The 12,342-nt window shown below is 64.0% G+C and carries 12 protein-coding genes and 1 tRNA gene; 6 read left to right on the top strand and 7 right to left on the bottom strand.

The window, feature by feature from the left end; translation table 11 throughout:
* The first annotated feature begins 4 nt into the window (after positions 1–4).
* Positions 5–682 carry a phosphate signaling complex protein PhoU gene (phoU, locus tag SM753_RS04755; protein ID WP_323190731.1) on the top strand — a complete coding sequence of 226 codons (678 nt, stop codon included), beginning with the start codon at positions 5–7 and terminating at the stop codon, positions 680–682.
* Positions 683–693: 11 nt separating this feature from the next.
* On the opposite strand, the gene SM753_RS04760 is transcribed toward phoU, so the two are convergent.
* Positions 694–1,254 carry a hypothetical protein gene (locus tag SM753_RS04760; RefSeq protein ID WP_323190732.1) on the bottom strand — a complete coding sequence of 187 codons (561 nt, stop codon included), beginning with the start codon at positions 1,252–1,254 and terminating at the stop codon, positions 694–696.
* 219 nt (positions 1,255–1,473) lie between these two features.
* On the opposite strand from SM753_RS04760, the gene SM753_RS04765 reads away from it, so the two are divergent.
* Together SM753_RS04765 and SM753_RS04770 are read left to right on the top strand one after the other, a co-directional pair.
* Positions 1,474–1,836 (top strand): hypothetical protein, encoded by a 363-nt coding sequence (locus tag SM753_RS04765; protein ID WP_323190733.1) that lies wholly within the window; start codon positions 1,474–1,476, stop codon positions 1,834–1,836.
* Between the two features lie 140 nt (positions 1,837–1,976).
* On the top strand, positions 1,977–2,186 hold the full coding sequence (locus tag SM753_RS04770; RefSeq protein WP_135535739.1) for a hypothetical protein: 210 nt from the start codon (positions 1,977–1,979) through the stop codon (positions 2,184–2,186).
* A 291-nt stretch (positions 2,187–2,477) separates the two neighbouring features.
* On the opposite strand, the gene SM753_RS04775 is transcribed toward SM753_RS04770, so the two are convergent.
* Both SM753_RS04775 and SM753_RS04780 read right to left on the bottom strand, forming a co-directional pair.
* On the bottom strand, positions 2,478–5,264 hold the full coding sequence (locus SM753_RS04775; RefSeq protein ID WP_323190734.1) for a M14 family zinc carboxypeptidase: 2,787 nt from the start codon (positions 5,262–5,264) through the stop codon (positions 2,478–2,480).
* A gap of 345 nt (positions 5,265–5,609) precedes the next feature.
* Positions 5,610–5,761: transfer RNA gene (locus SM753_RS04780), tRNA-Met, on the bottom strand.
* Between the two features lie 105 nt (positions 5,762–5,866).
* On the opposite strand from SM753_RS04780, the gene SM753_RS04785 reads away from it, so the two are divergent.
* The gene (locus tag SM753_RS04785) at positions 5,867–6,886 is read left to right on the top strand and encodes a hypothetical protein (RefSeq protein ID WP_323190735.1); all 1,020 of its coding nucleotides are present in this window, start codon (positions 5,867–5,869) and stop codon (positions 6,884–6,886) included.
* A gap of 28 nt (positions 6,887–6,914) precedes the next feature.
* Here SM753_RS04785 and SM753_RS04790 read toward each other — a convergent pair whose 3' ends face one another.
* The gene (locus SM753_RS04790; protein WP_323190736.1) at positions 6,915–7,268 is read right to left on the bottom strand and encodes a DUF5830 family protein; all 354 of its coding nucleotides are present in this window, start codon (positions 7,266–7,268) and stop codon (positions 6,915–6,917) included.
* 83 nt (positions 7,269–7,351) lie between these two features.
* Here SM753_RS04790 and SM753_RS04795 point away from each other — a divergent pair, with 83 nt between their 5' ends.
* Complete coding sequence (locus SM753_RS04795; RefSeq protein ID WP_135535735.1) at positions 7,352–8,008, top strand: TVP38/TMEM64 family protein; 657 nt, start codon at positions 7,352–7,354, stop codon at positions 8,006–8,008.
* A 32-nt stretch (positions 8,009–8,040) separates the two neighbouring features.
* On the opposite strand, the gene SM753_RS04800 is transcribed toward SM753_RS04795, so the two are convergent.
* The 3 genes from SM753_RS04800 to SM753_RS04810 form a co-directional block, all read right to left on the bottom strand.
* Positions 8,041–8,220 carry a hypothetical protein gene (locus SM753_RS04800; protein ID WP_135535734.1) on the bottom strand — a complete coding sequence of 60 codons (180 nt, stop codon included), beginning with the start codon at positions 8,218–8,220 and terminating at the stop codon, positions 8,041–8,043.
* Positions 8,221–8,295: 75 nt separating this feature from the next.
* Complete coding sequence (locus SM753_RS04805) at positions 8,296–8,430, bottom strand: HVO_2523 family zinc finger protein (RefSeq protein WP_259371295.1); 135 nt, start codon at positions 8,428–8,430, stop codon at positions 8,296–8,298.
* 88 nt (positions 8,431–8,518) lie between these two features.
* Entirely contained in the window at positions 8,519–11,674 is a 3,156-nt protein-coding gene (locus SM753_RS04810) for an adenosylcobalamin-dependent ribonucleoside-diphosphate reductase (RefSeq protein ID WP_323190737.1), read from the bottom strand.
* 470 nt (positions 11,675–12,144) lie between these two features.
* On the opposite strand from SM753_RS04810, the gene SM753_RS04815 reads away from it, so the two are divergent.
* Complete coding sequence (locus SM753_RS04815) at positions 12,145–12,342, top strand: hypothetical protein (protein ID WP_138797990.1); 198 nt, start codon at positions 12,145–12,147, stop codon at positions 12,340–12,342.

Below are 12,342 nucleotides of genomic sequence, written 5' to 3' on the forward strand. Positions count from 1 at the left end.
ACCTATGGCGAGACAGAACTACCAGGACAAACTGGACGAACTCCGTGAAGACGTCCTGTACATGAGCGAGGTCGTCCTCGAACGTCTCAGGATGGCGCTCGACGCGCTGGAGCGCAAGGACAAGGAGATGGCCAACGAGGTCATCGACGGCGACGACGAGATAAATCAGATGTACCTGGACCTCGAACAGGACTGCATCGACCTCCTCGCTCTCCAACAGCCCGTGGCGAGCGACCTCCGCTTTATCGCGGCGACGTTCAAGATCATCACCGACCTCGAACGGGTCGGCGACCTCGCCACCAACATCGGCGAGTACACCTTCCGTGCGACCAAGGACGTGTTCCCCGAGGTAGACGTACAGGAGATCGGGACCGTCACCCTCGACATGGTCGAGGAGGCGATGGACGCGTACGACCGCGAGGACACCGGTCTGTGCCGCGACATCGCGGCGGCGGACGACGACCTCGACCAACTCTGCGAACGGGCGAGCGAGATAGTCGTCCGTGACCTGATCGAACGCGAACTCGAAACGACCGACGAAGAAGACGTAGAGGACCTTCTGCAGGACGTTTCCCGTCTCCTGCTCACTATCCGCGACCTGGAGCGTGTCGGCGACCACGCCGTCAACATCAGTGCGCGGACGCTGTACATGGTCGAAAACGACGACGAACTGATCTACTGAGCGGGCTGTCTCTACTGGTCGTCTATCGCAACGACGTCGTCCTCGAACCGCCACGTCGTCTCCGACCGCCAGGTCGGTGCGTCGACGCCCGGGAGCGTTTTCAGGCGCGGCCGAACCATCGCCCACCACGGTTCCGGGTCGTCGTAGCCCGCCGACTGCGCCGGATACACGTCCTCCCTGAACGACGGTTCCTCGACGGGGCCGTTCGCCGCCAGATAGTCGAAGGCGGCGCGGACGGCGTCTCGCCGCCAGTCTCGCATCATCCTACTCGTCCCAGGAACCTCCAGGTCGTCGATCGCCGACGACAGCGAACGCTCTGTTCTCTCGTCGCTCGGCCCGAACGCGGAAACCGGTCGAAACCAAACGGATCGGTCCTCGTCGACCGTCTTCCGCCGGACCTGCCGCTTCCCGGCGAGTTCGGTCAGTTTGGCCGCCGCCGTCTGGTCGGAAACCTTGGCGGCAGACGCGATCTCACCCGTCGATAGCGGGTCCGCGTCCCGAAAGACGCCGAGGATCCGCTCGTCCGACACCCCCTCGACGTATCCCCACGCGCTCTCGTCGTCACCGCTCATACGCGAGGATACGGACCTCCTCCTCTTGGGCTTTTGGTGTCACTGGTTCCGCCTCAGCGAGCACCGACGACGGCCGTAGCCCAGCCGAAACCGGTTACTGAAACGGGGTAATCGCCGCTTGAACTCGCTGTACGTCGGACAGTGCCCGCGTCTCCGGCTACTAACCTCCCAAAGTGATTTGGCTTCGGACTTTTTCCCCTGTCGCTTGAAGAGATGAGTATGGCAGAGAGTAATCAGCAGGTCTCACAGAAACGTTTCACTAACTCAGCAACCGACCTGCCGCTCGACAATGTATTCGAGGTTCTCGCGGACCAGCGGCGGCGAAACCTGTTACGCTACCTGCTAGAGTGCGATCCTCCGGCGACAGTCACGGAGATGGCTGACGCCCTCTTGGCGGATGCCGGAACCGAAGAGGTCGAGGAGCGGCGAAACCTGCGAATCTCGCTCCATCACGTCCACCTCCCGAAACTGGACGAGACGGGCTTCGTCGACTACGACGCGGAGACGAACCGAGTCGTCGGCCGGAACGGCATCGACCAGATAGCGCCGTATCTCGACATCACCGAGACTCTCGAACGCTGACACGACCGACCGCGAGTCGCCGGTGTGCCATCCGCGCTCGGAACTGAGTCGCCTCTCGTTCTCGTCGGACTGGGACGACAGATACAGAGACGCGTACGGACGCCCGACAGTATAACTTGTTCAGCGTGGTAGTGGGCCGTATGGAGCTGGGACGTCCAACGCGCGATTCCGAGGCTGACCGCGAATGCCCGGAGTGCAACAGCCAGAACACGGTTCGGCGCGGCGAGGAACGCGAAACGTTCGAAAACGGGCAGACCGTCGTCAAGCGCGAGCACTACACCTGTAAAGACTGTAACGCTAGCTGGTGGGTGGACATCTGGCCGGACGACCGCGTGTACGTCAGCGGGTGACGGTCACGCCGGAGAAACGTTCGCGGTTTCAGGCAGTGAGTCGACACCGTCGGTACAGCTCGATACGTGAGGTCCGCCATCTCCGCGCCGTAGTTTGACAGGGTAGTTACTCGCCGCCGACGCACTGCGAGCGTGCGGAGATTCTCGGATCGGCTGATACTGTCGGCTGTAACTTCGAAACGATACTCAGCTCCCGGAGCCCGAGGTTCTTCAAGGGATTACAGCCGACAGTATGAAGCCTCTCTGTCGACCTCGGCCGGTCGGCGAAATCGCAGAAACGGAAAACCCGTTTCAGAACGACCCGACTTCGTCCCCGTCGACGTAGCGGTGCTGGTCGTAGCCGAGCGCGTTCGTTAGCATGGACTGAGCGAAGAACGAGGCCGTGTAGCTCTCCATGCCGAAGGGGTGGAGTTCGGTCTGGTTCGCCGGCGGGAGCATCCCGCTGATGAAGTGGATGTCTCCGCTCTTCCGGCCGTCAGTGATCGATCCGGCTGCGACCGGCGGGTCGTCCGGGACGGGCGCGAACACGTTCTGGTGGCAATAGCCGGCGGCGGTCCCGCCGGCGTCTTCGAGCGCGCCTTCGTCGAGCACCGTCATCGGGGACGCGCCGGTGAAGTCCGCCGGATAGCCGATCGGCGAGGGCTTCCAGAGCTCCCGCTGAATGTCTCGGGTCCCCTCTAGCAGCGGGTGTCCGAGGTTTTTGTCGGTGAGTTGCGCGACGTACACCTCCTGTTCGGTGATCGCGTCCGACGAGAACCCGGAGACAAGGTCGTTGTCCATCGCTGCGAGCAACTCGACGCCGGTGTCGGTCAGCACCACGTCTCCGCCGGCGTCGACGAACCGATCGAGCGCGTCCACATAGGCGTCGTCGTCTCCGCCGTGCGCGTGGACGACGACGACGTTGTCGTACGCTCTCCTGTGGCTGTTGCCACGGAAGAGAGCACCATCAGCCACGTCATCGACGCTGACGGGAGCGACCGTCGCGTTCCCGCCGCCGTTGCCGCGACCGCGGCCGTTCGAGCGACCGGATCCGCCGCCGGACCCGTCGGCGATATCGGCGTAGTCCTCGAAGAAGTCGAACGGCGTGGATTCGTACGACCGCTGTTCGTACCCGAGGACCTCCCGCGGGTCCGGTGCTTCGACGCCCGATCCCTCCGACAGGACCGTATCGACGGAGACCAGAACGGTGTTGTGAGCGGTTCCTTTCAGGTTCTGAAGCTCGATCGTCCACTCGCCGGGAGTCGGGTCGCTGACGAACCACTCGCCCCGCTCGCTCTGGTCCCGTAGCTGGTTGAACCGAGCGACGGTCGCGCCGTCGGGGTCGCGCAACGACGCCTTCAGGTGGTCGGTTTCCGGGTCGAGAGTGAACGAGACGCTGTTCGTCCCCGGAGCGATATCGACTGTCGTCGTCTCCGTACCGCGGGTCACCGTGATCTCATCTCTGGTGCTGACGGACTCGGTGCCCGCGAAAGAGAGCGACCCGGACGTCCGCGTCAGCGCGTCAGACGTCACGTACGCCGTCCTCGTCCCACCGGTCTCGACCTCGGCCTCGACGTCCCGGGCCGCGTGGACCGCGAGTTCCCGCAAAACGACCGTGTAAGCGGCCACGTTAATGTCGACCAGTTCCGGAACCGCGGGGTTGACCGCCGGGAGTTCGTACGCGACGGTCTTCACGTCGAGTCCGCCCATCTCACTGGACTGTGACATCCACCCCATCAGGCTCCCGGTGGTCGAGTAGCCAAGCGTGGACAGCAAGGTACCGTACTCGAACGGCACCGTCGCGACGTCAGACCCCTCGTCTTCGCCCAGGAACTCGAGGATCGTGTCCCGGCGTTCGTCGAGGAGCGCACCGACCTCGTCGTCGAACTGTGGTTTGATCTGCCGGTTCAGCTCGTAGATCTCGTGGAGGTGTTCGAGGTCGTACTCGCCGTTGATGACGAAGCCGTAACAGTAGGTCTCGGGCCAACCCATGTTGTGGAGGTCGGCGCAGTACTCCAGGTTGTCGTAACTCCGGACGTGCTCCGCGATGGCCAGCCCGTCCGGCATATGCTCTTTGACGGCCGGCGGAACGTCGTCGTCGATCCCCGGCTCGTCGTCGACGAGGTTCGCACCGTCCGGCTCCGAGGGGTAGTTGCTCTGGCTGATCCAGCCGAGCGAGGGATACTGGCGGTTCGTGTCTCCGACGCCCGCGTTCCCCCGGGTGTTCTCTCCGAGGTAGTCCTCGATGGAGTCGTCTGCCGTCCGCGTGAACTGTGGCTCGCCGAGCCGCCAGCCGTCGGGGTTCGGCAACAGGAAGACGAGGGCAACGTCGTCCAGTACCGCTTCGACCTCCGGTTGTTCGCCGGCCAGGAGCCCCTCGATGAACCGCAGGCCCCCCTCGACACCCGCGCGTTCGTTCCCGTGGATCGACAGCACGGACATCGCCTTCGTCTTCTCCCGGAAGCTATCCTCGTCCCCGACGTCGTTCGTGACCTCCGCGACCAGAACGTCGTCGCCATCTCCGTCGTCGAGGAACTGGTCGTAGAACCCCGGCGACTCGCCGATAGAGTAGACGTCCATCCGGTCGCTGTGATGGCCCCCGAGGTGCTGTAGTCCGGCGACGGCTTCCTCGTAGCCGATGTGGTCGACGCTCTCGATGGCGTCGGGGAAGACGACGCCGTCCGGATACCCGTCGAGCCGCCAGAACGGGTTTGCCCCGTGAGTGAACTGCAGAGCGGCTACGGCATCGACATCGAGGACCGTCTTCACCTCTGAGGGCGTCAGCTCTGCGTAGGCCGCCGTCTCGGGATCAGTCGTCGTTCGGATTTCGATCCCTGCCGACTCGAGTTCCGCGAACCCGCTCTCGTCGTCGAGGCGAACGAGCGTCGACACGGCGTAGTCGTCGGGCGTGTGATCGACGACGAACTCGTAGAGGTCAGTCGTCTTCGGGGACGACAGCTGGCCCGCGGCCGTGCCAGGCAGTGCGATCGCGCCGCCGGTTATCGCGACGAGCCGACCGAACTCTCGTCGTGATACCGGACTGTTAGCAAAACGGCTTTGTTCGTCGGTGTGTGTACTCTCTGACGGTTTCTTTTCCATGGTGGAATCCGATAGAAGTGTCGAAATATCGCCCCTTCGTTATACGCTGTATAATATATCTTATAATTTCTGGTTCCGTGTGAACGGAATAATCGGGAGTTTATACGGGATATAACCGCTTCTGTCGCAGTTTTCCGAGCAGATAGTTCGCAGTAGCCGTCAGACGGTCATCGGTTACGATGCGGCTACGTTGCACGCCGGCGGAGGGGACTCCGAACGGGGGGAAGGGCAGGCTCCTCTCATCTGCGCTCGCTTCGCTCGCGCAGATCCGACGGGTACGTCACCGGGTCCGGCGACGAGGCAATACGCGTCGCTCACACGAGGTTCGCGACGATAGTAGAACCATGCCCGGGGAGGGCTCCGAACCCTCGATCTCCGCATGTCCCAGGTTCGAGGCTCGGCGGGCCTCAGGGACACGGAGGCTTCCTAGGCGAGATACCGCACCGAATCTCTGAACCCTATGAGTGCGGCGCTATGTCCAGCTAAGCCACCCGGGCTCACTCTCCGATAGTTGACTGGTAGTCTTTAAACTTCTCATATCCGGCAACGGAACGCGGCCGACGGCCCTCGGTTTTAAGACACATCCAGCGAACACTGTTTGCATGGACGTTCCCGGAATCGTGGAGTCTTCCCTCGGCGACGAAAACGTCGCCGCCCGGGTATCGATCGGCGGCGAGGACGAACTGTTCGTCACGCCGACGCGGACGCTGATCTATCGAGCGGACGGGCTCCTGAGCGACGAAACGGTCAACGAATACCCCCACGACGCCGAGCGACTGACGCTGTCGGAGGGCCGACGCAAGACGAAGGTCCAACTGGAGTATCCGATCGACGGCGTACGCGAGTTCTCGCTGTCGTCGTCGGAAGCCGACAAGGCGCTCCATCCGGTGCTTGCGGGGATGTTGAACGCAAGCGGCGTCACCGACCCCGGCGAGTCGGTGAATCAGACGTTCCGGTTCAGCGAACTCACGCTCGTGATCACGAGCGAGCGTCTCGTCAAACACGTCGGTGAGGTCGTGTGGGACGACGAGTACGAGGAGTACCACTTCGACGACGTTACCGGGCTGGATTTCGAGGAGGGCAGCGTCGCCACCCAGATCGTACTGGAAGTGAACGGTCGCCCCCAGCGCATCAAGACGCCGAACAACGAGATCGGCGAGGTCAGACAGCGCCTGACGCAGGCGCTGTGTACGTACTACGACGTCTCCAACGAGTCAGAACTCGCCGAAGCCCTCGCCTCTGTCGAGGACGACGACGAGCCCGCCGAGACCGGCGGCATGGGCTTCGGCGAGGGCGTCGACCCGCTCAACGCCGACCCGGAACCGATTGAGGGACGCGACGGAAGCGCCGAGTCCGCGTCGGAACCCGCCGACGCCGACGGCAACGAGACGCGCGTCGGGACGGTAGAGTCCCAGAGCGACGGCGAAAACGACGCGGGGAGCGACGAGGGATTCGACGAAGCCGGCTTCGAACCGGCGACCGCCGACACCGAAGCGGACGACAACGACGTAGCCGAGGAGATCGCCGACCTTCGGGACGTAGTCGAACAGCAGAACGAACTGCTGAAGCGCCAGCAGGAGACGATAGAGCAACTGATCGACGAACTTCGCCGCGGTCGGTGATCCGGCGGCCGTAGCCGTCACGCCGAAGCTACTCCCGTCCGGTCACCTTCCGGATGCAGGAACTTCCGAAGGGGCCGACTTCGCCGGACTCGAACTCGATGAAGTGACCCGTCGACAGCCCAGCGCCGCAGCGCTCACACGTAAACTCCCCCTCCTTCTGAACGACCTGCCGCTCGTACCGAACGAAAACGCCACCGGACGGGCGGATGATACCGTCCTCTCGCTCGATGACGCCGCGTTTCTCCGCTTCGTCGAGGATGGTCCGCGTGAGCGTGGGGTTGGTCGTTATCGTCTCGATCCGGTCGACGGCCTCGGCTACCGATAGCTCCTCGTGTTCCAGGTTCCGCAGGAGTTCGACGCCGAGTTCGACCGCGTCGTCCATCTCCCCGAGAGTCGCTCGCCGACCGGATTAAAACTTGCGCGGCGACCACAAGGCGTTCAAGGGACGACGACGAACTCAGGCCGATGCGTTCGCTCGACCGACGTACCGTCGCCGGATTCGTCCTCCTCGGCGCGGTCGTCGCCGCCGGACTCTTCTCGTCGCCCGAAGCGACCCTGCGGGCGGCGTCGCGGGCGGCGGCGGACCCGTTTCTGTTCGCCGTCGTCCTCGTCTGTCTCTATCTCGCGCGCCCGTTCGTCGCGTGGCCGACGACGGCCGTCGCGATCGTCGTCGGGTACGGATACGGAATCGCTCTCGGCGTCCCCGTCGCCCTCGCCGGCGCCGTCCTCACATCGATGCCACCGTTTCTGGGCGTGCGCCGGTTCGCCGGTGACGCCGGGTTCTGGGGACGCCTCGGCGACGCCGGCGACCGGTTTTTCGATTCGGCAGGGCACGTACGCGGCGTCACCGTCGCTCGACTACTCCCCGTTCCGGCCGACGCGGTCACCTGCGCCGCTGCGGCAAGCGGCGTCTCGCTTCCCGCGTTCGCGGTGGGGACCGTTCTCGGCGAACTCCCGTGGACCGTCGCCGCCGTCGCCGTCGGGAGTTCGGCCGAACGCGTCGCGACGCAGGGCCTCGGCGAGGTGGGATTCCCGGTCGTCGTCGCCGCGGTCGCGGCCGCGGGGCTACTGCTCGCCGGGCCGGCGTACCAGTATTTCGGCGAGTCTGATATAGCGGTGTGAGTCGCGTCCGCACGACCTGTGCTCCGACACGATCAGAGGTCGACCTGACAGCGGGCACCCGTTACTAACCCCTCGTCGTCGATGTGGGCTGACAGACAGGCGTAATTGCAGAACTGCCCCGCCGGTTCGCGGTCGTCACCCGTGCCCTCTTCGACGAAGACGGGGTCGTGATCGTACACGTCGCTCCCACAGTACGTGCAGTCGTTGCTCATACGGGTGCGTGGAGATCCGGGCCCTCCAACGTTACTCGCTCGTGTTCCCGCCGCGCGATAGCGCCGGAGAGTGATCTACACCCAGAAATTGTCGCTACAGTCCATCACGACGCCGTGTTGCGGACAGACGTACTTGCAGTGCCGGCGGTACATCGGCGTCTCGCACATCGGGCAGGGTCGCCCGCCGTCGCCGCTGGCGTCGTCGTCCATCGCGTACAGGTTCGGGGCGGACGGTGCTAAACGCTTCGGGCGAGGGACAGAGAGAAACGGAAAAGAACCGCAGGTAAGCCGCGCTATCTCAGCACTCGCTCCAGCCGCAGGACTCGCACGTCTTGCAGCCTTCGGAGTAGTAGAGACTCATCGAACCGCAGTCCGGACACTCCGGGCTCTCGCCGGCGTCGATGATATCCTGCTGGTCGGTGTCGCCGGCGTCGGCGTGCGGACCGCTTGACTGCTCTCTCGTCTCGCCGGACCCGACCTGCGTTCCGGAGTCCATCGACTCCAGTCCGCCGTCCGGTTCCGGCTCGGCGGGGCTCTCGCCCTCGTCTATCTCGGTGAGGTTCTTCTGCTGCGGGTAGGCCTTCTCGATCTCGCCGTCGAGGTAGCGACGCAGGCCGGTGCCGATGGCGTCCGGGATGGACTGGATCTGCTCGCCCTTGTCCCACGCCACCTTCGGCGACCGGATCCCCTGGAGGTCGTCGGCGATCTCGTACGGGTCGACGCCCGAGCGCAGGGCGAAGCTGATGATCTTCGCCAGCGCCTCGGTGAATGAGGCGGTGAAACCGCCGGAGTTGCCGATGTTAGCGAACAGTTCGAACGGTTCGCCGTTCTCGTCCTCGTTGATGTTGACGTACAGTTTCCCGTAGCCGGTGTCGATGCGCTGGGTGACGCCGTGGAGCACGTCGGGGCGCGGGCGCTCCTTGGCGTAGGCGTCGCCGGTCCCGTCGGCTCCCGAGAGGATCTCGTCGACCTCCTCGTCCAGCGCGGCGCGGACGTCCTCGTTGTCGAGGAACGCGTCGACGCCGCCGAAGACCTCGTTGATCTGCTCGACGAGGGCCTCCGCGGCCTCGCTCTCGTCGGCGAACTCCTTGTTCTCGGCGCGGGTCGTCAGCACCTGCTTCGAGCGGGTGCCGTCGCGGTAGACGGTGACTCCCTTGCCGCCGTTCTGGTAGATGTAGCGGTACACCTCGTCCATGTCCGCCTTCGAGGCGTCGTTCGGGAAGTTACAGGTCTTCGAGATGGCGGAGTCGACGCCCTCCTGGCAGGCGCACTGGACCGCTGCGTGGTCCTTGCCGGCGAGGTCCGAGGTGACGACGAACAGCTCGCCGATGGGGTCCGGAACCGTCTCCAGCCCTTCGACGCCGTCGAACTCGTTTTCGGCCATCTGCTCCTGGGCTTCCTTTTTCACCGCGTCGACGTCGAGGTCGTTGTCCTCCAGCACGCGGAGGAAGTAGTCGTCGAACTCGACGAGCATCTCGTCGCCCTGAACGTCGTCGGAGACGTTCTTGTAGTAGGCGACGTTGTAGATGGGCTCGCAGCCGCCCGTCGTGTTGCCGACCATCGACGTGGTGCCGGTCGGCGCGATGGTCGTCGTGTTGTGGTTGCGGATGGCGAAGCCGTCCGCCCACTCGTCGGCGTCGAGGCCGGTCTGCTTCTCGAACCACTCGGCGTACTCGGTGGGGTTCGCGTACTTCGATTTGTCCCACTCGTCGAACGTGCCGCGCTCCTCAGCGAGTTCGTGGGAGGCCCACTTCGAGCCGTGGTTGATGTGGCGCATGACCTGCCGGGCGACCTCGTTGCCCTCGTCGCTGCCGTACTTGATGCCGAGCTGGATGTACAGCTGTGCGAGGCCCATGACGCCGAGGCCGATCTTCCGCATCTCGCGGACTTTCTGCTCGATGTCGTCGACCGGGAAGTCCGACATGGTGACGACGTTTTCGAGGAACCGCGTCCCCATCTCGATGCGGCGGTCGAGTTCCTCGACGTCGATGGCGTCTTCGAGGAAGTCGTCGACGGCCGCCGAAAGCGAGTCGTACTCGTCGGCGTGGTCGTCGTACCAGACGCGCCAGTCCGGCGCGTGGTCGTCCGCGAGCGTCGAGAGGTTGATGTGGCCGAGGTTACAGGCCTCGTACTCTTCGAGCGGCTGCTCGCCGCAGGGGTTCGTCGCGAGGATGCGGTGGTCGGGGTGTTCCTCCACGTCGAAGGAATGCTCCTTGTTCACCCGCTCCAGATAGATGACGCCGGGTTCGCCGTTCTCGTGCGCGCCCTCGACGATGTCCTCCCAGACGACCTCCGCGGGCATCGACAGTTCCTCGCCGACATCGACGTAGTCGCCGAGGTCGAACATCTCGTACAGCTCTTTCGTCTCCTCGGTTGCGATGTGTGGTTCGCCCGTGCGCGGGTTGGTGAACGTGAACTCCTCGCCGGCTTCCAGTGCCTCCATGAAGTCGTCGGTGACGCCGACGGAGATGTTGAAATTAGAGAGATGTCCCTCGGCGGCGTTGCGGAGGTGTTTGGGGACTTTGCCGTCGTCGGTGATGAGTTCCCGGGCTTCCGCCAGCGCGTCCTTGAACGAGTTGTGGGTGTAGTCGTCGGGGTCGTTCAGTCGGAGCGAGTGCGCCAGCGAGACGTCCTTGTTCTTGGCGTGAATGAACTGAATGACGTCCGGATGCGAGATGCGCATCACGCCCATCTGCGCGCCGCGGCGGGCCCCGCCCTGGGCGATGGTTTCGCACATCTGGTCGTAGGTGCGCATGAACGTGATCGGCCCGGACGCGATGCCGCCGGTCGATCCCACGGCGTCGCCGTAGGGGCGCAGACGCCAGAACGCGTAGCCCATGCCGCCGCCGCTCTGGAACACCTGCGCGGCCTCCTTGGCGGTCTGGTGGATGTCGTCGATGTCGTCTTCGGGGCTGTCGACGAAACAGGCCGATAGCTGCTGGAGTTCGTCGCCGGCGTTCATCAGCGTCGGCGAGTTCGGCATGAAGTCGAGGTTCTCCATCATTCCCTGGAACTCGTCGGCGACTTCCTCGACGTGGTCGCGAACGTCGTCGGGGAGTTCCGGGACGATAGTCTCGTAGGAGAACTTGTTGACGTTGTAGACAGAGAGCGTCGTCTCCGCGTCGTCAGTCGCGGTGGTACCCGCACCGAACACTTCCTCGGCGAGTTCGTCTCGCCGGGGGTGGTCGGGCTTTAACTGGTCGGGGGTGACGGTGATAGTCCCGCCCTGTTTCTCCGCCTCGTAGACGGCCTCGGCGAGCGCGATGTTTTCGCCGACGCGTTCGAACAGGTCCTCCTGTTGCTCGATGAGTTCGCCGTCGGCGTCTTTCCGGAGGTAGCGGGCGGGGAGGATGTTGTGGTAGGCGTTGCCCGTCAGGCGTTCTTCGAGAGTGTCGCCCTCGGTCCGTTTGATCGGGAGCGTCACTTCGTCGGCCGAGAGGTCCGCACCACTCATGTGTCACGTACCTCCGCTGGTCGTCGTGCGATTCGGTCGTCAAACTGGGTCGTATGTCCGTTCATTCGTAACGAGGATTTCTTACTGAAGCCTGCTAATTAACAGTTTGCTTTGATCGCTGCAACCTGATTTGGATTGGGCTGTCGCTGTACGGTGAATTGCGGTCGTTTTTGCCGGCCGATCGTCCCCAGACGGTGGCCGTTCGCTACGACGAATACTCTCTCCGGACGTATAATAATCCTGTGCAAATACCGGGGTGAAAGTAGAGAGTCGATATTCGCCTGCCGCCGCTCCGAAACGGTAGATGCTGCCGGTGTGAGTGGTAGCATCTCCCCCCGAGAACGCCCGTCGTCGCCGGCGGGGTCGGGACACGCGGTAGCGTTCCATCGATCGAGGGTAGGGGCGCAGTCGTGGTAACGCTACCCCGATCCGACAGCAAACTTATGGTACGGGAGTGAGGTGGTGGAGGTATGCTGTCAACGCTCCCCCTCGCGCTGTTGCAGGTCCCCGGCGTCCTGAACTCGCCGCTCGGCAAACTGTTCGCCGCTATCGTGGCGCTGCTCGTCATCATCACCGTCGGCCGGGTCGTACTGAGCGTCGCCTGGAAGCTACTGGTGGTCGCGGGTATCGGCGTCGGCGTTCTGTACGCCGCGAGTCTCGTCGTCTGA

It is taken from the genome of Halostella sp. PRR32, assembly GCF_034808085.1.
Lineage (GTDB): Archaea > Halobacteriota > Halobacteria > Halobacteriales > Natronoarchaeaceae > Halostella > Halostella pelagica.